Raw genomic sequence first — 25,321 nt, 5'->3', positions numbered from 1 at the left:
GCAGCACGCGGCCGAAGAACTGGTAGGGGCAGCGCCGCAGCGCGTCCACCGCGCTGGCGCTCAGGGCTGCGGGCAGGCGGCCACCGCCTTGAGCGGCGCTGCGGCCGCGCGGCGCGGCGGGCAGGACTTCAGGCTCCCGCGTATCGACCCAGGCGGGCAGCGGGCCCAGGCCCGCCGCCTGGCGCGCCAGCAGCAGGCGCTCCAGCAAGGGGCTGGGCGCCAGCGGCTCGGCCCCGCGTTGGTGGCAGCGCAGCAGGGTGAGCACCGGCGCGCGCAGGGCCTGGGCGAACTGCCAGGCCAGGGCACGGCGCTTGTCCTCCAGGCTTTCCAGGCCGAGGCGCTGCACCAGGGCATCGCTGAGCAGGGCCGGACCGGCGGGCACCGGGCCCAGGGCGCCAGCGTCGGCGCCGGGCAGCACGATGGCGCCGAAGGGCCGCAGCATGGCGCGGGCCAGGGGCGTGATCATCACCTCCACCTGGCCCTCGGCCTTGGGCACGTACTGGGCGGCCTCCAGGGTGGCGTCCACCCAGGCGGTGAAGTCGGCCAAGTCCAGCTGGGAGCGCTGCAGCACGGCCTCATGCGCCGAGTCCGGCCAGGGCTGGCGGCGCAGCCAGAGCGCGTCCAGCAGCTCGGGGCCGGCGGGCTGGGCCTCCAGCCGCGCCTGGGCCTGCAGGCGCTGCAGGAGCAGCTCGCCCAGGCGTTCCAGCCACTGGGCCAGGCTGAGGCTGGCGCTGCCGGGCTGCAGCAGGGGCGCCATGGCCTCCTGGGCCAGGGTCCAGAGCCGGGCGGCGCCGGGCGGCAGCTTGTCGGGCTTGAGGGCTTGGGGCCGCGACCAGCCGCGGGCGCGGCAGCGCGCCTCCAGGGCGCTGAGCGCGCCGCTGCCGGCCCGCTCGGCCAGGGGCGCGGCCAGATCGGTCTTGAGCCAGGCCAGCCAGTCGTCCAGGCTGGCATCGCGGCGGCAGGCGCGCAGCAGGGCCATGAGCTGGGCGGCCGGGGCCGTGGTGGCCAGGTTCCAGCCGGTCTCGTCGGCGATCACCAGGCCCTGTCGCTCCAGCAGGGCACGTACGCGGCGCAGCAGCACCCGGTCCTGGGCGATCAGGGCCACGGGCGCGCGGCCGGCGTTCAGATGGCCCAGCACCGCGGCGGCGCTGCACTGGGCCAGGTCCTCGAAGTCGCGGCCCAGGGCTTGCTCCACCCGGCCGGGCGGGGGGGCGACGGCAAAGGCCTGATCCAGCTCCAGATCGGCGCTCAGGCGCAGCACGGGCAGGCCAGCGGCCTCGGCGCTGCGCAGCAGGGCCTCGGCCAGGCGATCCGGCCCGCCGCACTGCAGATGGATCCAGGCACTGGGGCGCAGCTCGAAGAGCGCGTCGGTGGCGGGGCTGCGCGGGTCGGCCGCCGCCCATTCCAGGGCCACCAGGGCCAGGGCACGCTCCAGGCCGCCGGGGCCTGCCTGCAGCTGCAAGGCTTCGCGGCCCTGGGTCCAGAACTCGGTACGCTCCTGCGGCGCGCGCAGGGCCGCAGCGCGGGCAAAGGCATGGGCGCATTCCACCAGGCGCTGCACGGCCAGCTCGTAGGCGCGCGGGTCGCTGCGCTGCAGGGCCTGAGCCCAGCTCTGGCCCTGCAGCAGCTGGCGGGCGGCCAGGGCGTCGCTGGCGGCGTCAAAGCTGATCTGCTGGGCCTGGGGCAAGGCGCTGGGCCCCAGGGCCGAGGCCAGGCTGTGGGTGGTTTCGATGCGCGGCTGCCAGCCGGGGCGACCCTGGGTGTGCGCCTGGGCGATCCAGGCCCGCCGCGCCGGCGCCAGGTGCTGGGCAAAGGGCAGCAGCAGCACGGCGTCGCGGGCGGACAGGTCTTGCTCGTCAAGCCAGGCCGAGACCCGGGCCGCGAGCTGCGGCCAGAACTGGGCGCTGCCGTGGGCCGCGTCAAGCGGGAAATGGTGAATGCTGTGCTCCATGGCGGCGCGTCTTGTCTTGTTCTTGTCGGGCCCGATCTGGACCTTGCCCCCGGCTCCCTCGGGCGACGGGGCTTTATGTCAGAATGATTGTGCCCTGTTGCCGGCTGAGTCAGCCGGCCAGCCCAAGGACAAGCCATGAGCAGCGAACTGATCAAACATATTTCCGACGCGTCTTTCGAAGCCGACGTGATCCAGGCCGACAAGCCGGTGCTGGTTGACTACTGGGCCGAGTGGTGCGGTCCCTGCAAGATGATCGCCCCCATCCTGGACGAGGTTTCGGCCAGCTATCAGGACAAGCTGCAGATCGCCAAGATGAACGTGGACGAAAACCGCGAAGTGCCGGCCAAGTTCGGCATCCGCGGCATCCCCACCCTGATGCTGTTCAAGGGCGGCCAGCTGGCCGCCACCAAGGTGGGCGCTCTGTCCAAGGCCCAGTTGACGGCCTTCCTGGACGCTAACCTATAATCTTCCTCACCTGCTCGCGGCTCCTGGGTTCCCGCCCGGGACCGCAAGCAGCAGATTGCCACCATGCCCGACCCGTACAGGGTTTGTTTTTGGCGCATGGACCCGGCACCCAAGCCCCCCGCCTCTTTCCCGAGTTTTTCGCCAGCCGAGCCGCTGATCTGACCGATCGGTGCCGCGCTGGAGGCAGTTGCAGGCGGCTTTGGTATCGGAGTCACGGTTCCCGACCCTTGGCAGGGTCTTGGACGCTATCCCCGAGGGTTTTCAACCCATGCATCTTTCAGAACTGAAAGCGCTTCACGTCTCGGCCCTGATCAAGATGGGCGAGGAGCTGGAGATCGACAACGTCGCTCGCATGCGCAAGCAGGAGCTGATGTTCGCGATCATGAAAAAGCGCGCCAAGGCCGGCGAACAGGTCTTTGGCGACGGCGTGCTCGAAGTGCTGCCGGACGGCTTCGGCTTTCTGCGCTCGCCCGAGACCAGCTATATGGCCTCGACGGACGACATCTATCTGTCGCCCAGCCAGATCCGACGCTTCAATCTCCACACCGGCGACATGATCGAGGGTGAGGTACGCGTGCCCAAGGACGGCGAGCGCTACTTTGCCCTGGTCAAGGTGGACCGCGTCAACGGCCTGACGCCGGAGGAGTCCAAGCACAAGATCATGTTCGAGAACTTGACGCCCTTGTTCCCCAAGGAGCAGTTCAAGCTCGAGCGCGAGATCAAGGGCGACGAGAACATCACCGGCCGCATCATCGACCTGATCGCGCCCATCGGCAAAGGCCAGCGCGCCCTGATCGTCGCTCAGCCCAAGACCGGCAAGACCGAGATGATGAAGAGCATCGCGCACGCGCTGGTGGCCAATCATCCCGACTGCCATCTGATCGTGCTGCTGGTGGACGAGCGTCCGGAAGAAGTGACCGAAATGCTCCGCACCGTGCGCGGCGAGGTCATCTCCTCCACCTTCGACGAGCCGGCGGCCCGCCACGTGCAAGTGGCCGAGATGGTGATCGAGCGCGCCAAGCGCCTGGTCGAGCTCAAGAAGGACGTGGTGATCCTGCTGGACTCCATCACCCGCCTGGCCCGCGCCTACAACAATGTGCTGCCCAGCTCCGGCAAGGTGCTGACCGGCGGCGTGGATGCCAACGCCCTGCAGCGCCCCAAGCGCTTCTTCGGCGCCGCGCGCAATGTCGAGGAAGGCGGCTCGCTGACCATCATCGGCACCGCCCTGATCGACACCGGCTCCAAGATGGACGAGGTGATCTACGAGGAGTTCAAGGGCACTGGCAACTGCGAAATCCATCTGGACCGTCGCATGGCCGAGAAGCGTGTCTACCCCTCGATCCAGATTAACAAGTCCGGCACCCGCCGCGAGGAACTGCTGCTCAAGCCCGAGATCCTGCAAAAGAGCTGGATCCTGCGCAAGCTGCTCTACAACATGGACGAGATCGAGGCGATGGAGTTCATCCTCGACAAGATGAAGGCCAGCAAGAACAACCTCGACTTCTTCGACATGATGCGTCGAGGCGGCTGAGTGAGGCCCGAGGGCGTGCCCTGCGGCATGTCCGACGCCTCACGAACGCCGGAGCGCGTCTTGCGCGAACCGGCCGAGTCGTTGAAGCCAGCCTTCCAAACGCCGCCCTCTGGGCGGCGTTGTCGTTTTAGGCTACAATCCGCGTTTTTCCGCCGCCAGAAAGTGCGCGCGCATGGTGTGTGCGTGGCTCCCGGCATTGAACCCCACAGGCGAGAGGTTTCCATGAAAGAAGGCATTCACCCCAACTACCGCGAAGTTGTCTTCGTGGACCAGTCCAACGGCTTCCAGTTTGTGACGCGCTCGACCGTCCAGACCAAGGAAAGCATTGAAATCGACGGCAAGACCATGCCGCTGGTGAAGCTGGAAACCACCAGCGAGTCGCACCCCTTCTACACCGGCACCCAGAAGAGCGTCGACAACCTGGGCGGCCGCGTCGAGAAGTTCCGCAACAAGTTCGCTCACCTCAAGAAGTAAGCGAATGGCGGCCTCAGCGCCGCTTGCACGAGTTGCCGCCAAGCCGGCGCTCCCCAAGACCCACAATCTTGCATTGCCGAGGTCTTCACGAAGGCAGCCCCCAGGCTGCCTTTTGTTTTGCCCGTCTTGCGGCATCATCTGGCTCCAGAACACAAGGACAAGATCCGCGTGAACCTGCCTACCCCCGCCATCGTGCCCGAGCGCGGCGCCCAGCGCCTGCCTCGCTTGGCTTTGCTGCTGTTTTGTGCCGCCTATGTGATTCCGGGCCTCTTCGGCCGGGACCCCTGGCGTCATGCCGATCTCACGGCCTTCGGCTATATGGCCAGCATTGCGCAAGGCCATGCCCCCTGGTGGCAGCCCGCCATTGCGGGCATACCGGCCGAGGGCGGCCTGCTGCCCTACTGGGTCGGCGCCCTGGCCATCAAGGCCCTGCCCTTTCTGGAGCCGGCACTTGCTGCCCGGCTGCCCTTTGGGCTGGCCCTGGTAGGGGTGCTGTGCCTGGTCTGGTACAGCTGCTTCCATCTGGCGCGCACCGACGCTGCGCAGCCCGTCGCCTTCGCCTTCGGCGGCGAAGCCCATGCGGTGGACTATGCCCGCTCACTGGCCGACGGCGCGCTGCTGGCCCTGGTGGCCAGCCTCGGCCTCTTGCAGCTTGGGCATGAGACCACGCCCGAGCTGATGCAGTTGCTGGCAAGCACACTCTTCCTCTATGGCTTGGCTGCGGCGCCCTATCGTCGCAGCAAGGCGCGCCTGGCGGTGTTGCTGGCCCTGCCCATGCTGGCAGCCAGCGGCGCGCCTGCCGTGGCGCTGGCCCTGGGGCTGGGCGGCGCCACGATCAGCCGCATGTCGCGATTCGAGGAGGCTCGGCGCCTGCTGCCTTGGCTGCTGGGATCGGCCTTGCTCAGCCTGCTGTGCGCCTGGCTGCTGGATAGCTGGGCGTGGCGGGTCAGCATGGATGCCTATCTGGAGGAGCCGCTGCGCTGGCCCAGTCTTCTGGCCTGGTTCTGCTGGCCAGCCTGGCCCCTGGGCCTGTGGACGCTGTGGCGCTGGCGGCGTTACTGGAGCCATCGTCATGTGAGCGTACCCCTGCTGGGCTTTGCCGTGCCCTTGGTTGCCAGCCTGCTGATGAACGCTTCGGATCGCGCCCTGATGCTGGGGCTGCCGGCCTTGGCCGTACTGGCCAGCTTTGCCTTGCCGACCCTGCAACGTGGGGTGGCAGCGGCCATGGACTGGTTCGCCGTCTTCTTCTTCAGCGCGCTGGCGCTTTTCATCTGGGTCTACTACGCCTCCATGCAGCTGGGCTGGCCACCCAAGGCTCTGGCCAATGTGCGCAAGCTCGCTCAGGGCTTTGAGCCCAGCTTCCACCCTCTGGCCCTGCTGGTGGGCCTGCTGGGCACGGCCGCATGGCTGGGACTGGTCCGCTGGCGCACAGCACGTCACCAGCACGCGCTGTGGAAGAGTCTGGTGCTGCCTGCCGGGGGGGTTGCCCTGGTCTGGCTGCTGGGCCTGAGTCTGTGGCTTCCGGTGCTGGACTATGCGCGCAGCAACAGGCCCCTGGTGGAGCGGCTGCACAAGCTGCTAGCGACGGAGTCCACGAGCTGCATTGCGGCGCCGGGCCAGACCCCATCCCTGCTGGCCGCCCTCGAATTTCAGGGCGGGTGGCAGGTCGATGCCCGCAGCACGCTCGACAAGAGCGCTTGCAGCCACGCATTGCTGCTGGCCGACAAGCAGCAACTCCCCGCAATTCCCGAGGGCTGGTCCTTGCACGGATTTGTGTCGCGGCCGACCGACCGCACTCAACACTATCTGGTGTTACGGCAGCGCAAAGACTGAGCCCTTGGTGCAGGCCGGTTTAGCGCCCGCTCTGCTCAACCAGCGGCAAGGCCGACTCCAGACCGAGCTCGGCCTCACCGTTAAGCTGCCGCACACGCACCGCAGGCAGATGGAGGCGGAACACCGAGCCCTTGCCGATCTCGCTCTCGATCAGCAACTCACCACCATGGCGCTGGACCACATGCTTGACGATGGACAGACCCAAGCCCGTGCCGCCGGTCTCGCGTGAGCGGCTACCATCCACGCGATAAAAACGCTCGGTCAGGCGAGGAATGTGCTCAGCAGCAATGCCTGGGCCACTGTCGCTCACGCTGATCTCACACCCCCCGTCGGCCAGCGGACGCCAGCCAATCACGATCGGCCCACCTTCCGGGGTGTAGCGCACCGCATTGGTTGCGAGATTGGCCACGGCGCTGAGCAACTCGGCCTCCACACCCGCGAGCTCGACCTGTGTCGCCGCTACAGCCGTGATCTGATGGCGCCCGCCAGACAGGGCACGCGCATCCGTCACGGCACGCTGCAGCAGCGCATCAAGAGCCACCCAACGATCGGGGGCTGGGCGCGGACTGCCCTCCAGCGTCGCCAGGGTCAGCAGATCGCTGACGAGGCTCAGCATGCGCTGTGTCTGCTGATCCATGAGACTGAGAACTCGCTTGCGCTCGGCTTCCGTCAAGGGCAGGCTTGCCATCGTCTCGATAAAACCCGTCAACACCGTCAGCGGCGTCCGAATTTCATGCGAGACATTGGCCACAAAGTCGCGTCGCATCGCCTCGGCCCGCTCACGTTCGGTGACATCGAGGCTCAGCACCAGGCGCATGCCCTCGCCATAGGCCCTGACAATCACCGACAGCATGGCCCGCCCGCGGGTGTTGCTGAGCATCAGGGGCAGTTCATAGTGCCCGGCTTGCAGATAGCTCACAAAGGCCGGATAGCGGACCAGATTGGTGATGCGCTGACGCAGGTCTCGCACGGGATCCAGCGAGAAGTGATCGCCGGCCACCCGGTTGCACCAGACGATCTGATCCTGGGCATCCAGCATCAAGACGCCGTTGGGCGAGGCCTCGATGGCCGACAGAAACTGCTGCAGCTGCTGCTGTTCGCGCTGCAGCGCCTTGTCACGGTCCCGTATGGCGCGCTCGACGCGATAGCCCAGTTCGCCCCACAGGCCCGCATCACGCGGAGCCTGCTCCTGCTGACTGCCGCGCAGCCACTGGATCAGGCGATGTCCACGCAGCGCATCGAGTAAAACCAGGGCCCCGACACCGCTGGCGGCCCCCAGCAATTCTCCGAGTAGCGGCAGGCTAGACCATGAGCCAGCCACATTGCCAACAAAGGTCCCCAGCGCAACCGCCATGGCCGCGATCAACAGCCGGGGAATCAACCAGCCCATCGACTCGGCCACGGCAACGCGTCCGTCAGGCCGAAACAGCACTGATCTGCTGGGTCAGCCGGTAGCCGGCGCCGCGCACAGTCTCGATCATGCGCGCGCATTGGACACGTTCCAGGGCTTCGCGCAAGCGCTTCACGTGCACGTCCACCGTGCGCTCCTCGATGAACACATGATCACCCCAGACCCTGTCCAGCAGCTGCGAGCGGCTGTGCACGCGCTCGGGATGCGTCATGAAGAAATGCAGCAGACGGAATTCGGTGGGCCCCAGCTTGACCTCCACACCAGCTCGACTGACGCGACGCGTGCCAGGATCCAGGCTGAGCCCCGAGACCTCCACCACCGAATCCAGCGCCTCAGCCGCCTTGCGGCGCAGCACAGCCCGGATGCGAGCCAGCAGCTCGTTGGTGGAGAAGGGTTTGGTGAGGTAGTCATCGGCGCCGGCGTCCAGGCCCGAGACCTTGTCGGTCTCGTCCGCACGCGCGGTCAGCATGATGATGGGCAGTTCCTTGGTGCGGGCTGCACCGCGCCACTGGCGCGCCAGCGCCAAGCCGGACTGACCCGGCAACATCCAGTCCAGCACCACCAGATCGGGCAACACACGATCCACCTCAAGCTGAGCCTGGTCCGCGCTGGCGGCCAGGGTGACCTCAAATCCAGCGTGGCGCAGATTGATGGAGATGAGTTCGGCAATCGCCGACTCATCTTCCACGACGAGGATACGACTCATTTTGTAGTCCTTTCGGAGCGCAGGCTCAGCGCAACATATTGGCTGCAGCCTCGGGCGTGTTGTGCCGCACGTCCGTGCCCTTCACCACGTAGATGATGGCCTCGGCCAAGTTCTTGGCGTGATCGCCGACGCGCTCGATGGCCTTGGCCACAAACACCAGATCGATGGACGAGGAGATGGTGCGGGGGTCTTCCATCATGTAGGTGATCAGCTTGCGCAGCAGGCCGTCAAACTCCTTGTCGATCGCATCATCCTGCTTGAGCACTTCCAAGGCCTTCTCGACGTCCAGACGCGCAAAGGCGTCAAGCGCTTTGCGCAGCTGGGCTACGGCCAGCTCAGCCTCAAAGCTGAGATCGGACATGGGAAGACGCAGGCGGCTGGAGACACCGGCATTGACCAGGCGCTGGACCGTGCGCGCCACACGCGATGCCTCATCACCCACGCGCTCCAGATTGGCGATGGTCTTGGAGATGGCAATCAGCAGGCGCAGATCACGGGCCGTGGGCTGGCGTCTGGCGATGATGCTGTGCAGCGCATGGTCGATCTCGACCTCCATGGCATTGACTTGCTCCTCGGTCCGCAGCACGGTCTGGGCCTGCTCGTTGCTGAACTGCACCAGGGCTTCCACGGCCTGGGCCACCTGGGCTTCAACCAGCCCCCCCATTTCGAGCACACGGGTGGAAATGCCGCTGAGTTCGGCATCGAACTGGGTGGAGAGATGCTTGTCGCTCATTCTTTGCTCCTTGTAGGGCCGGGCTCTGTAATGGCTCCGGCCCGATTCGCTTGACTTCGCTGATGCGAAGCCCGCCTCGTCGCTACATCACAGCCCTGATTCGGGCTCAGCCGAAACGACCCGTGATGTAGTCCTCCGTGTCCTTGCGCTTGGGCTTCATGAACAGCTCGGCCGTCGGGCCGAACTCGATCAGGTCACCCAGGTACATATAGGCCGTGTAGTCCGAGCAACGTGCAGCCTGCTGCATGTTGTGGGTCACGATGGCGACGGTGTAGTCCGTCTTGAGCTCGTGAATCAGTTCCTCGATCTTGCCGGTGGAGATCGGATCCAGGGCCGAGCAGGGCTCATCGAGCAGCAGCACCTCGGGCTTGATGGCAATACCGCGGGCGATGCACAGACGCTGCTGCTGGCCACCGGAAAGGCCGGAGCCGCTCTGGTTGAGCTTGTCTTTGACCTCGTTCCACAGCGCGGCCTTCTTCAGCGCCCATTCCACCCGCTCGTCCATCTCGACGCGCGGCAGGGTCTCGAACAGACGCACACCAAACGCGATGTTGTCGTAGATCGACATCGGGAAGGGCGTGGGCTTCTGGAACACCATGCCGATCTTGGCGCGGATCAGCGAGACATCTTCGCGGCTGGCCAAGATGTCGTTGCCGTCCAGCAAGATCTGCCCCTCCGCACGCTGCTCGGGATAGAGCTCGAACATGCGGTTGAGCGTACGCAGCAGGGTGGATTTGCCGCATCCCGAGGGGCCGATGAAGGCGGTGACCTTCTTCTCGGGAATCTCCAGATTGATGTTCTTCAGCGCATGGAAATTGCCGTAGTAGAAGTTCAGATTGCGCACCGAGAGCTTGGCCTTCTCGGTCACGGGCATGTCAACTTTCGCGTCCATGGTCATGGCTCTCTTTTCTTTAATGCTTGTTCTTGAACAGCACGCGCGCCAGGATGTTCAGCAGCAGCACGCCGATGGTGATGATGAAGACGCCGGCCCAGGCCAGCTTCTGCCAGTTCTCGTAGGGGCTCATCGCAAACTTGAAGATGGTCACCGGCAGGCTGGCCATCGGCTCGCCCAGGTTCGAGGTCCAGAACTGGTTGGACAGCGCGGTGAACAGCAGCGGCGCGGTCTCACCGGCGATACGCGCCAGGGCCAGCAGGATGCCGGTGATCACGCCGGCGCGCGCGGACTTCAGGGTCACCGACAGGATCACCTTCCACTTCGGCGTGCCCAAGGCGTAGGCAGCCTCGCGCAGCGCATTGGGAATCAGGGCCAGCATGTTCTCTGTGGTGCGGATGACCACGGGAATCACGATCAGCGCCAGCGCCAGAACGCCGGCAAAGCCCGAGAAGCTCTTCATCTTGGTGACCACCACCGCATAGATGAAGAGGCCGACGACGATGGAGGGCGCCGACAGCAGGATGTCATTGATGAAGCGCACCGCGCTGCCCAGCCAGGTCTTCTGGCCATACTCGGCCAGGTAGACACCGGCAAGAATGCCGATCGGCGTGCCCAGCAGCGTTGCCAAGCCCACCATCAGCGCGGATCCGGCGATCGCATTGGCCAGACCGCCGGTCTCCGCCAACGGAGGCGGTGTCATCTCGGTGAAGGTGGCCATCGACAGGCCACCCAAGCCCAGCCGCACTGTCTCGAACAGGATCCAGATCAGCCAGAACACCCCGAACGCCATGGCCAACAGGGAGAGGGTCAGGGCAAAGGTATTCAGACGCTTGCGCTTGGCATGCATGGCCAGGCGGCGCGAATCCAAGGTTGTGCTCATGAGCGGGCTCCCTCGTTCTTCTTGAGCTTGTTGAGCAGGAGCTTGGAGCAGGCCAGCACCACGAAGGTGATGAAGAACAGCACCAGACCCAGATAGATCAGCGAGGCTTGGTGCAGACCTTCGCTGGCCTCGGCGAACTCATTGGCCAGCGCCGAGGTGATGCTGTTGGCCGCCTCGAACAGGGACAGAGAGTTCAGCTGGTTCATATTGCCGATCACGAAGGTGACGGCCATGGTCTCGCCCAGAGCACGCCCCAGGCCCAGCATGATGCCGCCGACCACACCGGTCTTGGTGTAGGGCAACACGACCTTCCAAACCACCTCCCAGGTGGTTGCACCGAGGCCGTAGGCCGACTCCTTCAGCAGCGGCGGCGTGACCTCGAAGACGTCGCGCATCACAGAGGCGATGAACGGAATGATCATGATGGCCAGGATGATGCCGGCAGACAGAATGCCGATGCCCACCGGCGGACCCGAAACCAGGGCGCCCAGAAAGGGCACACCCGTGAACATGTTCTGCAGCGGCTGCTGCACATAGGTAGCCAGGATGGGCCCGAACACCAGCAGGCCCCACATGCCGTAGACGATGGAGGGCACAGCGGCAAGCAGTTCAATGGCCGTGCCCAGAGGCCGACGCAGCCAGCCCGGCGACAGCTCGGTCAGGAACAGCGCAATGCCAAAACTCACCGGAACCGCGATCAGCAGCGCGATGAAGGACGTCATCAGCGTGCCGTAGATCATCACCAGACCGCCAAACTTCTCCTGCACCGGGTCCCACTCGCTGGTCCAGAGGAATGCCAGGCCGAATTCCTTGATGGCCGGGGCCGCACCAATCAAGAGCGAGATGATGATGCCCACCAGCAAGGCCAGCGTGAGCCACGCCGCGCTGTGAGCGAGGAAGGAAAACAGCGTGTCGGCCCAGGGGGCAACGCGGCGGCGCGAGGGCGGACTACCCTGGGGCTGAACGCGCTCGGACTGGCCTGCGGCATCGTAGTTGTTGGCGGGGAGTATTGCGGCCACGGGGCCTCCGCTGAGGGTTTAAGAGAGAAAGAGAATCGGCCAGCGCCCCTTGTGACACAGCCCGGCTAGCTGAAGAGCTGCCGGGCTGCGTCTTGCGGCTCAGGCCTGGAACATCACTTGTAGGTGATGGCCTTACCAGAAGCGTCCTTCAGATTGTCCGCCCATTGCTTGCGAACCAGATCCTTGACGCTGGCGGGCAGCGGCACATAGTCGAGATCGTCGGCCATCTTGTCACCATTGGCGTAGGCCCAGTCGAAGAACTTCAGGGAAGCGGCAGCGGAGGCCGGCTTGTCCTGGGTCTTGTGCATCAGGATGAAGGTGGCGCCAGTGATGGGCCAGCTGTCCTTGCCGGGCTGCTCGGTCAGCACCTGGAAGAAGCTCTTGGCCCACTCGGCGCCGGCAGCAGCGGCCTTGAAGCTGCTGTCGTCGGGGTTCACGTAGACGCCGTCCTTGTTGCGCATCTGCACATGGGACATCTTGTTCTGCTTGGCGTAGGCGTATTCCACATAGCCGATCGAGTTGGGCAGACGACCGACAAAGGCCGAAACGCCTTCGTTGCCCTTGCCACCCGCACCGGTCGGCCAGTTCACGGCCGTGCCCTCACCCACCTTGGCCTTCCATTCGGCATTGACCTTGGAGAGGTAGTTGGTGAACAGGAAGCTGGTGCCCGAACCGTCGGCGCGACGCACCACGGCGATGGCGGCATCCGGCAGCGCAACGCCGGGATTCAGGCCGGTGATCGCGGCGTCGTTCCACTTGGTGATCTTGCCCAGGTAGATGTCGCCCAGCACCTGGCCGGTCATCTTGATCTGACCCGGGGTGATGCCCTTGATATTGACCACCGGCACCACTCCGCCGATCACGGTCGGAAACTGGATCAGGCCATCCTTGGCCAGCTCATCGTCCTTGAGCGGCGCATCGGTGGCACCAAAATCAACCGTCTTGGCCTTGATCTGGCGGATACCAGCACCCGAACCCACGGACTGGTAGTTGATGCGGGCGCCGCTAGCCTTGTTGTAGGCGTCAGCCCACTTGGCGTAAACCGGGGCCGGGAAGGAGGCACCTGCACCCGTCACATCCTGAGCCAGTGCCAGCGGGGCAGCAGCCACACCTGCCGCGAAAACAAGACCCTTGCTCAATCGCACGATATTCATAGCAGCCCTATTGAAGTGCTTGGTTGACGATGCCCGCCATCCTATGAACCAAATATGACAAAGGCATGACCACCATGACGCCCGGGACCCAGGTCGCAAGCCTGTCATTTTTAGTTCACCCATCCGTCACATAGCAAGCCTAGAGTGCAGCGGCGTGGGCACAAGCCCTAGACCGGAGATCTCAAGCCATGATGAAGAAAACCGCCCAACTGCTCACCCTCGGCGCCATCAGCCTGGCGCTGCTGGGCTGTGCCAACACACCCGCCCCGGCGCCGCTGGCGGACACCCTGGGTCGCGACGCGCAACTCAGCACCTTCAATCGCCTGGTGGACCAGGCCGGGCTGCGGGACAGCCTGCGCGGCGCCGGTCCGCTGACCGTTTTCGCCCCCAGCGACGAGGCCTTCAAGGCGCTTCCGGCCAAGACCCTGGATGCCTTGAGCCAGGACAGCGCCCAACTCAAGGCCGTGCTGAACTACCATATCGTGGCGGGCAAGATGCCCACGGCCGAGGTGAAGAACGGCAATGTCAAAACCTTGCAGGGTGGCAATCTGGCCATCTCCAAGGCCGGCAGCTACGTGACCGTTGAAGATGCCATGGTGCAACGCGCCGATGTCGCAGCCACTAATGGCGTGGCCCATATCATTGATCGCGTCCTGATGCCGCCCAAGAAGTAAGCCACCGATCGGCGTGACCAATGCAAAAAGCCCGCCATTCGGCGGGCTTTCGCATTTGTATCAGTGCAGCAGCGCACAACCTGTGGCCTGCCTGATTGAGCTCAGGCGCGCACCGCTTCCACCAAGCGCTCGGCGCATTGCTGAGCAAGGCCCGCCTCGCTGGCCTCCACCATGACGCGCAAGAGCGGCTCCGTTCCCGAGGCCCGAATCAGCACCCGGCCACGCGAACCCAGATCGGCGGTGACCTCGGCCTGCTCTCGCGCCAAGCGTGCATTGCTCTTCCAGTCCTGACCGGGCTGCAAGCGAACATTGATCAGGGTTTGCGGAAACAGCTCAACCCCAGCGAGCTGTTCGGACAAGCTCTTGCCGGTGCGGCAGATGGACTGCAAGACCAGCAGTGCGCTCACGATGCCATCGCCCGTGGTGTGCTTGTCCAGCGCCAGCAGATGGCCCGACCCCTCCCCACCCAGCTGCCAGCCTCGTGCCGCGAGTTCCTCCAGCACGTAGCGATCGCCGACCTTGGCACGCACAAACTCGACATCGCGGGACTTGAGCGCCAACTCCACAGCCATATTGGTCATCAAGGTGCCCACAGCGCCAGGCACACGCAGCCCTTGGGCGAGCCGGTCCGCCACCATCACATAGAGCAACTCGTCACCGTTGTACAAGCGCCCCTGCGCATCCACCAAGAGCAACCGGTCTGCATCTCCATCAAGCGCCACGCCGTAGTCGGCGCCATGCTCCTTGACCGCGGCAACCAAGGCCGAAGGTGCCGTGGCGCCGAATCCCGCATTGATATTGAAGCCATCTGGCTTGCAGCCAATCGCGATGACCTCGGCACCCAGTTCGTGGAAGACATCCGGCGCCACGTGATAGGCGGCGCCATGCGCGGCATCCACCACGATCTTCAGCCCACGCAGGCTCAGGTCAGAGCCGAAACAGTTCTTGCAGAACTCGATGTAGCGGCCACGCGCGTCCTCAAGGCGTCTTGCCCGTCCCAAGCTGGCCGAGTCAACCCAAGAAGGCGCGTCTTCCAACGCTCGCTCAACAGCCTGCTCCCAGGCGTCGGGCAGCTTCTCGCCCGAAGCCGAGAAAAACTTGATGCCGTTGTCGGCAAAGGGGTTGTGCGAGGCGCTGATCACCACGCCCAGCTGCTGCCGCAGGGCACGGGTCAGATAGGCGACGCCGGGCGTCGGAAGCGGCCCCGTCAGCAAAACATTGACACCGGCGGAGGCAAAACCCGCCTCCAGAGAAGACTCCAGCATATAGCCGGAAATCCGGGTGTCCTTGCCAATCAAGACGCTGGGGCGAGCCGCCCCGGACTCGCGGCGCAGAACACGTCCGACGGCATGTCCCAGACGCAGCATGAAATCCGGCGTAATCGGCGCCTGGCCGACGGTCCCACGAATGCCATCGGTTCCAAAGTAGTTACGGCTCATTGCGAGCAAGCTCCAGTATTCCCTGATAGGGGCGTATTCTCGCCCAGCCCGGGCCCACCAGCCGCGACCCAGACCTTGAGCGCGTCCACGGTTGCCGCGACATCATGCACACGCAAGACGCGCGCGCCATGGCTCACGGCCGCCAAGGCGGCTGCCAAGCTGCCCGGCAGGCGTTCGCCGACAGCGCGTCCCGTCAACTCACCCAGCGCCCTCTTGCGCGACCAACCGACCAGCAAGGGGTAGCCCAGGGCCAGCAGGCCGCGCTGCCCACGCAGCAATTCCCAGTTCTGCTCCGGCGTCTTCGCAAAGCCGTAGCCTGGATCCAGCACGATGCGAGCGCCGTCGATGCCGGCCGCCCGGGCCGCCGCCGCGCGGTCGGCCAGATATGCGCGCACCTCGGCGCACAGGTCCTGATAGTCACATAGCGTGGCCATGGTCTGAGGCTCGCCACGCATATGCATGAGACAGACGCCCGCCGACCGATGGCCTGCAAGCAGCTCCAGGGCCCCTGGCGCCGTGAGCGCCTGCACATCGTTGATGATGTCCACACCGACATCCAGGGCGCGCCGCATGACCTCGACGCGCCTCGTATCCACTGACACGGGCACCCCCAGTGTCAGCGCCACGCGCAGCACGGGCTCAATCCGTCGCCACTCCGTCTTCGCATCAATGGCGGCCGCTCCCGGGCGGGTGGACTCACCGCCGACATCCAGCACATCCACCCCTTCCAGCACGAGGCGTTCGCAATGTGCAATCGCTGCCACCCCCTCTTCGTGTGCCCCGCCGTCGGAAAAGGAGTCCGGCGTAACGTTGACGATCCCCATGACCCGGGGACGCTGCAGATCCAGTACAAAGCGTGTGGTTTGCCAAAGCATGCCGTGAGCACCTCTTGCCGGGCTACATGCTGCGGCCGCGACAAAACAAAGGGGTCGCCCTTGCGGTGCGACCCCTGTGAACAAAAATTTCGGATCAGGCTGCGGCCGGAGCTCCTCCGGTGCTGACCGGGGGCAGCGAGCCATCAGCCTTGTTGCCGCCAGACGGCGGCGTCCAATCCTTGGGCGGACGTGGCGGGCGACCATCCATGATGTCATCGATCTGCTCGGTGTCTATGGTCTCCCACTCCAGCAGCGCCTTGGCCATGGCATGCATCTTGTCCTGGTTGTCCTCGATGAGCTTGCGGGCGACCGCGTACTGGTCGTCAATGATGCGCCGAATGACCGAGTCCACCTTGCGCATGGTTTCCTCGGACATGCTCGTGGTCTTGGTCACGGAGCGTCCCAGGAACACCTCGCCCTCGTTCTCGGCGTAGACCATGGGGCCTAACTCATCCGTCATGCCATAACGGGTGACCATGTCGCGAGCAATCTGGGTGGCACGCTCGAAGTCATTGCTGGCACCCGTGGTCATCTGGTTCATGAACACTTCTTCAGCGATGCGTCCGCCGAAGAGCACGGAGATGGTCGAGAGCATGCGCTCCTTGTCCATGCTGTAGCGATCACCTTCGGGCAGCTGCATCGTGACCCCCAAAGCGCGGCCACGCGGAATGACCGTCACCTTGTGCACGGGATCGGTCTTGGGCATGAGACGAGCCACCAACGCATGACCTGCCTCATGGTAGGCCGTGTTGCGACGCTCTTCCTCGGGCATGACCATGGACTTGCGCTCGGGGCCCATCATGATCTTGTCCTTGGCCTTCTCAAAGTCGACCATCTCGACCACGCGACCGTTGCGACGTGCAGCAAACAGTGCGGCCTCGTTGACAAGATTGGCCAGATCGGCACCGGAGAAGCCGGGCGTGCCGCGTGCCAGGATGTCAGCCTTGATATCCTGGCCCACGGGCACCTTGCGCATATGCACATTCAGGATCTGCTCGCGGCCGCGCACATCGGGCAAGGTGACGTAAACCTGACGGTCGAAGCGGCCGGGACGCAGCAATGCCGGGTCCAGGATGTCAGGGCGGTTGGTCGCCGCCATCACGATCACGCCCAGATTGGTCTCGAAACCATCCATCTCCACCAGCATCTGGTTGAGCGTCTGCTCCCGTTCGTCGTTGCCACCACCAAGGCCGGCGCCGCGATGACGACCCACCGCATCAATTTCATCCACAAAGATGATGCAAGGCGCACTCTTCTTGGCCTGCTCGAACATATCGCGGACACGGGCTGCGCCCACACCCACGAACATCTCGACAAAGTCCGAGCCCGAGATCGAGAAGAAAGGCACCTTGGCCTCGCCTGCGATGGCCTTGGCCAGCAAGGTCTTGCCGGTGCCCGGAGGACCGACCAGCAGGACACCGCGCGGAATGCGGCCGCCCAGCTTCTGGAACTTCTGGGGGTCCTTGAGGAAGTCCACCAGCTCCTTGACTTCTTCCTTGGCCTCATCACAACCGGCCACGTCGGCAAAGGTCGTGGAATTGTTGGCCTCGTCCAGCATGCGAGCCTTGGACTTGCCAAAGCTGAAGGCGCCGCCCTTGCCGCCGCCCTGCATCTGGCGCATGAAGTACACCCAGACGCCGATCAGCAGCAGCATGGGACCCCAGCTGACCAAGAGGCTCATCAGCAGAGAGGGCTCCTCACGCTGCTTGACGTCGAACTTGATGCCGTTGTTGATCAGATCACCGACCAGACCGCGATCCAGGTAGGTGGCGGTGGAGCGCACCTTTGTGTCGTCGTTGCGGATGGCAACGATCTCGGTGCCGCCAGCACCCTCCTGCAGAGTGACCTGCTTGATGCGCTTGGAGCGCACCTCTTCCAGGAAGTCCGAGTAAGCCAGCTGGTTACCCTGAGTCGCGCCCCGATCAAACTGCTTGAAAACGGTGAAGAGCACCAGGGCTATCACCATCCAAACAGCTACCTTCGAGAACCACTGATTGTTCACCGCGACTCCTTTGATTCATTCAGCTATGCCACACCATCGGCGGCAATTGCACGGCATATGGGGTTGATTCTATTGCAGTCAAGCCCCCGGGCCCGATTGACTTTTCCACACAGGCTCATAGAGATTGCCAAGGCTTCGCGCCCGGGCCGCTCTACAGCCCCTATTTCAGGCCGATACCCACCAGAAAGGTCTCGGCCGAGCGGTCCCGGGAGGCCTTGGGCTTGATGGGCTTGACCTTCTTGAAGGCCTTCTTGAAGGCCTCCACCAGCTGGGTGTAGCCGCTGCCGTGAAACACCTTGGCCACCAAGACGCCCTCCGGTTTGAGATGCTGGCGCGAAAAATCGATGGCCAGCTCCACCAGGGCCTCGATGCGAGCCGCATCGGTGATCTCCACCCCGGACAGATTCGGCGCCATGTCCGAGACCACCAAGTCCACGGGCCGGTCGCCCACGGCGGCTTCCAGCTCTCGCAACACGGCCTCGTCTTCGAAGTCACCTTGGATGAAGTGCACGCCCTCGATGGGCTCGAAGTCCAGCAGATCCAGCGCGATGATGGTGCCATTGAGCTCACCCACGGCCGCGCCACCGACGCCGGCGGCCTTGGGCGCAAAGCGTCGGCGCAGATACTGGCTCCAGGCGCCGGGAGCCGCGCCCAGATCCACTACCACCTGGCCCGGCTTGACCAAGCGCAGCTCCTCGTCAATTTCCTTGAGCTTGTAGGCGGCACGCGAGCGATAGCCCTCTTTCTGGGCCTGCTTCACATAGGGGTCGCTGACATGGTCGTTCAGCCACGCCTTGTTGACTTTCTTGCTCTTGGTTTGAATTTTCATCTTGGACGGATAATACGGGTATGCCTGCAATTCAACTGACCCCTGCCCAGCGCAAGGACAAGCGCGCCGATGCCCATCACCTGAATCCGGTGGTGATGATCGGTGCCGATGGCCTCAACCCTGCCGTGAGCAAGGAAATCGACGCTGCCCTGAAGGCCCACGGCCTGATCAAGGTGCGCGTGTTCTCCGACGATCGCGCCGCCCGTGAAGGCATGCTGCAGATCCTGGCCGACCAGCTCGACGCCGCCCCGATTCAGCACATCGGCAAGCTGCTGGTGCTGTGGCGTCCCATGCCGGAGAAGGAGAAGGCCCAGCGCGAAGACGCCATGCCGGCCCCGCGCGTGGTCAAGATCGTGAAGTTCTCCAAGAACGGCAATGGCCGCCCGCAGATCAAGAAGCTCAATGTGCTGGGCAACCAGCGCGTCGCCCAGGGCGGCGAGCTCAAGCGCGCCAAGAAGCGCCAGACCAGCGTCAAGAAGAGCACCCGGGACTGAGTGCCCCCAAGCCCGGGGCGCCCTGCCCTGGGCTTTTCCCGCCCGTTCAGCGCCGGGCGCTGGCGCGCCATGCCAAAGCCAGCACCAGCAGAATCTTGAGCCCGAACAGGGCCAGTGAGATGCCGTGGAGGGCCGCGAAGGACAAAGCCCCCTGCCCCGCTCTTGCCGCCGCCATCATGGGCTGCAGCGCAAAGTAGCCCGCCACGGTGCAGAACAGCGCGCCGGCCGGCAGCAGCAGGTCCAGCGAGAGTGTTCGCACTTGGCCATCGCGTGCCAGGCGCCGCGCCATCATCATCAGCAGCAGACCCAGCGCCAGGCTGGTATTGGCCTCCAGCGCGAACAGCCGCCCCACATAGGCGCCGGCCTGCGCGCGCTCCAGCACCGCAAAAGCATTGGGCGCGGCCAGACCGGCCACGCATAGCAGAAGGCCGCCCCAGAGGGCGGCCAGCAGGGCTTGGGCGCGCTGCAGCATCAGTCCCTGCTCACTGGTAGCGGACCTCGACGATCTCGTAGCGCTTGATGCCGCCGGGGGCTTGCACCTCGGCCACATCGCCGGCCTCCTTGCCGATCAGCGCGCGCGCGATGGGCGAGGAGATGGAGATCAGGCCCTGCTTCAGGTCGGCCTCGTCATCGCCCACGATCTGGTAGGTCACGGCGGCGCCGCTTTCCTCTTCTTCCAGATCCACCGTGGTGCCGAACACCACCTTGCCGCCCGCATCCAGCTCGGAGGGGTCGATGATCTGGGCGGTCGAGAGCTTGCCCTCGATCTCGAGGATGCGGCCTTCGATGAAGCCTTGCTTGTCCTTGGCCGCGTCGTACTCGGCGTTCTCGGACAGGTCGCCCTGGGCGCGCGCTTCGGCAATGGCGTTGATCACGGCATGACGCTCGACCGTCTTGAGTCGATGCAGTTCTTCCTTGAGCTTTTCGGCGCCGCGCTTGGTCAGAGGGATCGTGGCCATCTTTATCAAAAAACTAGAGAGAAGACAAAATGAATCCGCCGCCGCTCAGGAGCCCCTGAGGCGCGGCGGCGGATCTTCTGGGAGCGGAGTTTAGACCAGTTCGGCGTGCAGTTCCTGCAGGGATTGCACCAGCAGGCCGTCCTGGTGCTTCATGCCCTCCACAGCAGCCTCGCAGCCGGCCATGGTGGTGTAGTAGGTCACGCGGTTGGCCAGGGCCGCCTGGCGGATGTGGCGGCTGTCGGCGATGGCGGTACGGGTCTCATCCACGGTGGTAAACACCAGCTGAATCTCGCCGCCCTTGATCATGTCCACGATGTGCGGACGACCATCCTTGACCTTGTTGACTACGGTCACCGGCACGCCGGCCTCGGCAATCGCCGCGGCCGTGCCCTTGGTGGCCACCACGCCGAAGCCCAGGGCATGCAGATCCTTGGCCACGGCGATGGCGCGGGGCTTGTCGGCGTTCTTCACCGTGATCAGCACATTGCCCTGGCGCGGCAGGCGGCTGCCGGCGCCCAGCTGGCTCTTCAGCATGGCCTCGCCAAAGGTCTTGGCCGCGCCCATCACCTCGCCGGTGGAGCGCATCTCGGGGCTGAGGATGGGGTCCACGCCCGGGAACTTGTTGAAGGGGAAGACGGCTTCCTTGACGCTGTAGTAAGGCGGCACCACCTCGGCCGGCGCGCGGCCCTTGCGATCCTTCTGGTCCTTGAGCTTGACGCCCGCCATGCAGCGCGCGGCGATCTTGGCCAGCTGCTGGCCGGTGGCCTTGGACACATAGGGCACGGTGCGCGAGGCACGCGGATTCACTTCCAGCACATAGACGGTGCAGGCCGCGAGGCCCTTGGTCACATCACCCTGGATGGCGAACTGCACATTCATCAGGCCGATCACCTTCAGGGCCTTGGCCATGGCGGCGGTCTGGCGGCGCAGCTCGTCCTGGATGTCGGCAGCCAGGGTGTAGGGAGGCAGGGAGCAGGCCGAGTCGCCGGAGTGGATGCCGGCCGCCTCGATATGCTCCATGATGCCGCCGATCATCACGTCGGTGCCGTCGGAGATGCAGTCCACATCCACCTCGACCGCGTCCTCCAGGAAGCGGTCCAGCAGCACGGGCGACTTCTCGCTCACGCGCACGGCCTCGCGCATATAGCGCTCCAGGTCCTTGTCGCCGTGCACGATTTCCATGGCGCGGCCGCCCAGCACATAGCTGGGACGCACCACCAGGGGATAGCCGATCTCATTGGCCAGGGCCACGGCCTGCTCTTCATTGCGAGCGGTGCGGTTGGGCGGCTGCTTGAGACCCAGCTCGTGCAGCAGCCTCTGGAAGCGCTCGCGGTCCTCGGCCACGTCGATGGAATCCGGGCTGGTGCCGATGATGGGCACGCCATTGGCTTCCAGGTCCAGGGCCAGCTTCAGCGGGGTCTGACCGCCGTACTGCACGATCACGCCCACCGGCTTCTCCAGGGCCACAATCTCCAGCACATCTTCCAGCGTCACCGGCTCGAAATAGAGGCGATCCGAGGTGTCGTAGTCGGTGGACACGGTCTCTGGATTGCAGTTGACCATGATGGTCTCGTAACCATCTTCGCGCATGGCGAGGGCGGCGTGGACGCAGCAGTAGTCGAACTCGATACCCTGGCCGATGCGGTTCGGACCGCCGCCCAGCACCATGATCTTCTTCTTGTCGGTGGGCTCGGCCTCGCACTCCTCGTCATAGGTGGAGTACATGTACGCCGTCTCGGTGGCGAACTCGGCCGCGCAGGTGTCCACGCGCTTGTAGACCGGGCGCACGCCCTGGGCATGACGGGCCTTGCGCACCTCGTGCTGGTTGGTGCCCAGCAGCTTGGCCAGACGCTTGTCCGAGAAGCCCTTCTGCTTGAGCAGGCGCAGCTCGGCCGTGGACAGGGAGGCCAGCGTGCGGCCCTTGATCGAGGCCTCGATCTGCACAATCTGCTCGATCTGGGCCAGGAACCAGGGATCCACCGCCGTCTCGTCAAACACTTCCTGCAGGCTCATGCCCACGCGGAAGGCGTCGGCCAGGAAGAGGATACGCTCGGGACCGGGCTCGCCGATCTCCTGCACGATCTCTTCGCGGTCCGTGCTGCGCTCGGTCAGACCGTCGATGCCGGTCTCCAGGCCGCGCAGGGCCTTCTGGAAGGACTCCTGGAAGGTGCGGCCCATGGCCATCACCTCGCCCACCGACTTCATCTGCGTGGTCAGGCGCGAGTCGGCCATCGGGAACTTCTCGAAGGCGAAGCGCGGGATCTTGGTGACCACATAGTCGATCGAGGGCTCGAAGGACGCCGGGGTCACGCCGCCGGTGATGTCGTTCTTCAGCTCGTCCAGCGTGTAACCCACGGCCAGCTTGGCCGCGATCTTGGCGATCGGGAAGCCGGTGGCCTTGGAGGCCAGGGCCGAGGAGCGCGAGACGCGCGGGTTCATCTCGATCACGATCATGCGACCGTTCTTGGGATTGATCGAGAACTGCACGTTCGAGCCGCCGGTGTCCACGCCGATCTCGCGCAGGATGGCGATGGAGGCGTTGCGCAGCAGCTGGTATTCCTTGTCCGTCAGGGTCTGGGCCGGGGCCACGGTGATGGAGTCACCGGTGTGGATGCCCATGGGGTCCAGGTTCTCGATGGAACAGACGATGATGCAGTTGTCCGCCTTGTCGCGGACCACTTCCATCTCGTATTCCTTCCAGCCGATCAGGGACTCCTCGATCAGCAGCTCATTGGTCGGCGAGAGGTCCAGACCGCGCTTGCAGATCTCCTCGAACTCTTCCGGGTTGTAGGCGATGCCGCCACCGGTGCCCCCCAGCGTGAAGCTGGGACGGATCACCATGGGGAAGCCGCTGCCGCCGATCTCGGCCTGGATGCGCTTCTGCACGGCCCAGGCTTCTTCCAGCGTGTGCGCGATGCCAGACTTGGCCGAATCCAGGCCGATCTTGGTCATCGCGTCCTTGAACTTCAGGCGGTCCTCGGCCTTCTCGATCGCGTGCTCGTTGGCACCGATCATCTCGACCTTGTACTTCTCCAGCACGCCATGGCGGTGCAGATCCAGGGCGCAGTTCAGCGCGGTCTGGCCGCCCATGGTGGGCAGCACGGCGTCGGGACGCTCCTTGGCGATGATCTTCTCGACCACCTGCCAGGTGATGGGCTCGATATAGGTGACGTCCGCGGTGTCCGGGTCCGTCATGATGGTCGCCGGGTTGCTGTTGACCAGGATGACCTTGTAGCCCTCTTCGCGCAGCGCCTTGCAGGCCTGGGCGCCGGAATAGTCGAACTCACAGGCCTGGCCGATGATGATCGGGCCGGCGCCGATGATGAGGATGCTCTTGATATCGGTACGTTTTGCCATTGTCTTACTCCATCAGGCCTTGGCCATCAGACCGATGAAGCGGTCAAACAGATAGGAAATATCGTGCGGGCCGGGGCTGGCTTCCGGGTGCCCCTGGAAGCAGAAGGCCGGCTTGTCGGTGCGGGCCAGGCCCTGCAGCGTGCCGTCGAACAGGCTGATGTGGGTGGGGCGCAGATTGGCCGGCAGCGTGTCGGCATCCACCGCAAAGCCGTGGTTCTGGCTGGTGATGCTGACGCGGCCGTTGTCCAGGTCCTTGACCGGATGGTTGGCACCGTGGTGGCCAAACTTCATCTTGAAGGTCTTGGCGCCCGAGGCCAGGGCCATGATCTGGTGACCCAGGCAGATGCCGAAGGTGGGAATGCCCGCCTCGATCAGCTGGGCCGCGGCCTTGATGGCGTAGTCGCAGGGCTGCGGATCGCCGGGGCCGTTGGACAGGAAGACGCCGTCGGGCTCCAGGCCGAAGACTTCGGAGGCAGGGGTCTGGGCCGGCACCACCGTGATCTTGCAGCCGCGCGAGGCCAGCATGCGCAGGATGTTGCTCTTGACACCGAAGTCGTAGGCCACCACGTGAAACTTGGGCGCGGTCTGCTCGCCATAGCCCTGACCCAGCACCCACTCGGTCTGGGTCCAAGTTTCGCGCTCGGTGCGGCTCACCACCTTGGCCAGATCCTGGCCGGCCATGCTAGGCGCGGCCTGGGCCTTGGCGATCGCGTCGGCAATGTGCGCGTCGGTGATCTGCTCGCCGGCGGCCAAGGCCAGGATGCAGCCGTTTTGCGCGCCGGTGCGACGCAGCACACGGGTCAGGCGGCGGGTATCGATGCCGGAGATGGCCACAGTACCCTCGTCGCGCAGGTACTGCACCAGCGTGCGGGTCTTGCGGAAGTTGGAATCAAGGACCGGGGGCTCCTTGATGATCAGACCTGCGGCAAAGATCTTCGAGGCCTCGACGTCCTCCTCGTTGACGCCGTAGTTGCCGATGTGCGGATACGTCAGCGTGACGATCTGCCGGCAGTAGCTGGGGTCGGTGAGGATTTCTTGATAGCCGGTCAGCGCGGTGTTGAACACCACTTCGCCGACCGTGTGGCCGGCAGCGCCGAGGGCGTTGCCTTTGAAGACCGTGCCGTCTGCCAGGGCGAGGATCGCTGGGGGGGAGGAAAGCAGATCGGGCAGCACGGGAAACTCCGTTTATTGTGCGCGCGCCCAGCTCTGCTCCATATCGCTACCCGCCATGGGGTCGCCGAAAGCCTGAGTCCGGTGGGGGAAACGGGGGATGTTTCGCTGGGGTAGCGGTGGTTGCGGGTAAACCTGAAAAGTATAACCCACCGGGGGTTAGTACCGAGTTGGTTTGCGCAAATATTTGCGTGACGCGCGGGTGTCAGCGCGCGGCTTCCGGCCCCAGGCGTGAATGCAGATCGCACAAGGCGCCGTCAGCGGGGCGATCAGCCCTGCCCTCGCGGCCATCTCGACCGGCGAAGGCGCGGCACAAGCGGCCTACCGGCCTTCGCGCCGCAGCCTCGGCAGAAAGATCAGGCCAGCGCCGCAATGCCGGCGCGGGCGATCTGGGCGTCCTCGCTGGACTTCACGCCGCTCACACCCACCGCCCCCACGCAGACCCCGTCCACCAAGATGGGCACACCGCC

At 64.8% G+C, this 25,321-nt stretch carries 23 protein-coding genes; 6 read left to right on the top strand and 17 right to left on the bottom strand.

The window, feature by feature from the left end:
* Positions 1 to 1,951: hypothetical protein (locus ACK5F2_RS16365; protein WP_409866519.1), on the bottom strand; the 1,951-nt coding region annotated here is incomplete at its 3' end.
* Between the two features lie 135 nt (positions 1,952 to 2,086).
* Here ACK5F2_RS16365 and trxA point away from each other — a divergent pair.
* From trxA to ACK5F2_RS16345, 4 genes are all read left to right on the top strand, one after another.
* Positions 2,087 to 2,416, top strand: coding sequence for a thioredoxin TrxA (gene trxA, locus ACK5F2_RS16360; RefSeq protein ID WP_409866517.1), 330 nt, complete (start codon positions 2,087 to 2,089; stop codon positions 2,414 to 2,416).
* A gap of 268 nt (positions 2,417 to 2,684) precedes the next feature.
* Positions 2,685 to 3,947 (top strand): transcription termination factor Rho, encoded by a 1,263-nt coding sequence (gene rho, locus ACK5F2_RS16355; protein WP_133602901.1) that lies wholly within the window; start codon positions 2,685 to 2,687, stop codon positions 3,945 to 3,947.
* 222 nt (positions 3,948 to 4,169) lie between these two features.
* Positions 4,170 to 4,421, top strand: coding sequence for a type B 50S ribosomal protein L31 (locus ACK5F2_RS16350; protein WP_133602900.1), 252 nt, complete (start codon positions 4,170 to 4,172; stop codon positions 4,419 to 4,421).
* Between the two features lie 168 nt (positions 4,422 to 4,589).
* Positions 4,590 to 6,254 (top strand): hypothetical protein, encoded by a 1,665-nt coding sequence (locus tag ACK5F2_RS16345; protein WP_409866515.1) that lies wholly within the window; start codon positions 4,590 to 4,592, stop codon positions 6,252 to 6,254.
* A 19-nt stretch (positions 6,255 to 6,273) separates the two neighbouring features.
* On the opposite strand, the gene phoR is transcribed toward ACK5F2_RS16345, so the two are convergent.
* The 7 genes from phoR to pstS form a co-directional block, all read right to left on the bottom strand.
* On the bottom strand, positions 6,274 to 7,608 hold the full coding sequence (phoR, locus tag ACK5F2_RS16340) for a phosphate regulon sensor histidine kinase PhoR (RefSeq protein ID WP_409866513.1): 1,335 nt from the start codon (positions 7,606 to 7,608) through the stop codon (positions 6,274 to 6,276).
* Positions 7,609 to 7,669: 61 nt separating this feature from the next.
* Positions 7,670 to 8,371, bottom strand: a complete 702-nt coding sequence (phoB, locus tag ACK5F2_RS16335; RefSeq protein ID WP_409866511.1) for a phosphate regulon transcriptional regulator PhoB — start codon at positions 8,369 to 8,371, stop codon at positions 7,670 to 7,672.
* Positions 8,372 to 8,396: 25 nt separating this feature from the next.
* Entirely contained in the window at positions 8,397 to 9,104 is a 708-nt protein-coding gene (gene phoU, locus ACK5F2_RS16330; RefSeq protein WP_409866509.1) for a phosphate signaling complex protein PhoU, read from the bottom strand.
* 106 nt (positions 9,105 to 9,210) lie between these two features.
* The gene (gene pstB / locus ACK5F2_RS16325) at positions 9,211 to 9,996 is read right to left on the bottom strand and encodes a phosphate ABC transporter ATP-binding protein PstB (RefSeq protein ID WP_409866506.1); all 786 of its coding nucleotides are present in this window, start codon (positions 9,994 to 9,996) and stop codon (positions 9,211 to 9,213) included.
* Between the two features lie 19 nt (positions 9,997 to 10,015).
* Complete coding sequence (gene pstA / locus ACK5F2_RS16320; protein ID WP_409866504.1) at positions 10,016 to 10,879, bottom strand: phosphate ABC transporter permease PstA; 864 nt, start codon at positions 10,877 to 10,879, stop codon at positions 10,016 to 10,018.
* On the bottom strand, positions 10,876 to 11,889 hold the full coding sequence (gene pstC / locus ACK5F2_RS16315; protein ID WP_409866526.1) for a phosphate ABC transporter permease PstC: 1,014 nt from the start codon (positions 11,887 to 11,889) through the stop codon (positions 10,876 to 10,878). Before pstC ends, pstA begins: the two co-directional genes overlap by 4 nt.
* A 122-nt stretch (positions 11,890 to 12,011) precedes the next feature.
* Positions 12,012 to 13,052, bottom strand: a complete 1,041-nt coding sequence (gene pstS / locus ACK5F2_RS16310; RefSeq protein WP_409866502.1) for a phosphate ABC transporter substrate-binding protein PstS — start codon at positions 13,050 to 13,052, stop codon at positions 12,012 to 12,014.
* Positions 13,053 to 13,243: 191 nt separating this feature from the next.
* Between pstS and ACK5F2_RS16305 the strand changes: the two genes are divergently transcribed.
* On the top strand, positions 13,244 to 13,726 hold the full coding sequence (locus ACK5F2_RS16305) for a fasciclin domain-containing protein (protein WP_409866524.1): 483 nt from the start codon (positions 13,244 to 13,246) through the stop codon (positions 13,724 to 13,726).
* A gap of 101 nt (positions 13,727 to 13,827) precedes the next feature.
* On the opposite strand, the gene glmM is transcribed toward ACK5F2_RS16305, so the two are convergent.
* From glmM to ACK5F2_RS16285, 4 genes are all read right to left on the bottom strand, one after another.
* Complete coding sequence (gene glmM / locus ACK5F2_RS16300) at positions 13,828 to 15,165, bottom strand: phosphoglucosamine mutase (RefSeq protein ID WP_409866500.1); 1,338 nt, start codon at positions 15,163 to 15,165, stop codon at positions 13,828 to 13,830.
* On the bottom strand, positions 15,162 to 16,040 hold the full coding sequence (folP, locus tag ACK5F2_RS16295; protein ID WP_409866498.1) for a dihydropteroate synthase: 879 nt from the start codon (positions 16,038 to 16,040) through the stop codon (positions 15,162 to 15,164). The genes glmM and folP overlap by 4 nt, the downstream gene beginning before the upstream one ends.
* Before the next feature lie 94 nt (positions 16,041 to 16,134).
* Complete coding sequence (gene ftsH, locus ACK5F2_RS16290; RefSeq protein ID WP_133602890.1) at positions 16,135 to 18,042, bottom strand: ATP-dependent zinc metalloprotease FtsH; 1,908 nt, start codon at positions 18,040 to 18,042, stop codon at positions 16,135 to 16,137.
* Between the two features lie 160 nt (positions 18,043 to 18,202).
* Positions 18,203 to 18,871, bottom strand: a complete 669-nt coding sequence (locus ACK5F2_RS16285) for an RlmE family RNA methyltransferase (protein ID WP_409866495.1) — start codon at positions 18,869 to 18,871, stop codon at positions 18,203 to 18,205.
* A 20-nt stretch (positions 18,872 to 18,891) separates the two neighbouring features.
* Here ACK5F2_RS16285 and ACK5F2_RS16280 point away from each other — a divergent pair, with 20 nt between their 5' ends.
* A complete protein-coding gene (locus tag ACK5F2_RS16280; RefSeq protein WP_409866493.1) occupies positions 18,892 to 19,365 on the top strand; it encodes a YhbY family RNA-binding protein in 474 nt (157 codons plus the stop codon).
* Between the two features lie 46 nt (positions 19,366 to 19,411).
* On the opposite strand, the gene ACK5F2_RS16275 is transcribed toward ACK5F2_RS16280, so the two are convergent.
* The 5 genes from ACK5F2_RS16275 to ACK5F2_RS16255 all read right to left on the bottom strand — a co-directional run.
* Positions 19,412 to 19,837 carry a DUF4149 domain-containing protein gene (locus ACK5F2_RS16275; protein WP_409866491.1) on the bottom strand — a complete coding sequence of 142 codons (426 nt, stop codon included), beginning with the start codon at positions 19,835 to 19,837 and terminating at the stop codon, positions 19,412 to 19,414.
* Positions 19,838 to 19,847: 10 nt separating this feature from the next.
* Positions 19,848 to 20,324 carry a transcription elongation factor GreA gene (greA, locus tag ACK5F2_RS16270; RefSeq protein WP_133602886.1) on the bottom strand — a complete coding sequence of 159 codons (477 nt, stop codon included), beginning with the start codon at positions 20,322 to 20,324 and terminating at the stop codon, positions 19,848 to 19,850.
* 90 nt (positions 20,325 to 20,414) lie between these two features.
* Complete coding sequence (gene carB / locus ACK5F2_RS16265) at positions 20,415 to 23,681, bottom strand: carbamoyl-phosphate synthase large subunit (protein ID WP_409866489.1); 3,267 nt, start codon at positions 23,679 to 23,681, stop codon at positions 20,415 to 20,417.
* 12 nt (positions 23,682 to 23,693) lie between these two features.
* Positions 23,694 to 24,854, bottom strand: coding sequence for a glutamine-hydrolyzing carbamoyl-phosphate synthase small subunit (gene carA / locus ACK5F2_RS16260; RefSeq protein ID WP_409866487.1), 1,161 nt, complete (start codon positions 24,852 to 24,854; stop codon positions 23,694 to 23,696).
* A gap of 353 nt (positions 24,855 to 25,207) precedes the next feature.
* On the bottom strand, positions 25,208 to 25,321 hold a 114-nt coding region (locus tag ACK5F2_RS16255), incomplete at its 5' end, for a heme-binding protein (RefSeq protein ID WP_409866521.1).

This window comes from Roseateles sp., from assembly GCF_046300915.1.
Lineage (GTDB): Bacteria > Pseudomonadota > Gammaproteobacteria > Burkholderiales > Burkholderiaceae_C > Kinneretia.
This window is presented reverse-complemented; position numbering and strand designations above follow the sequence as displayed.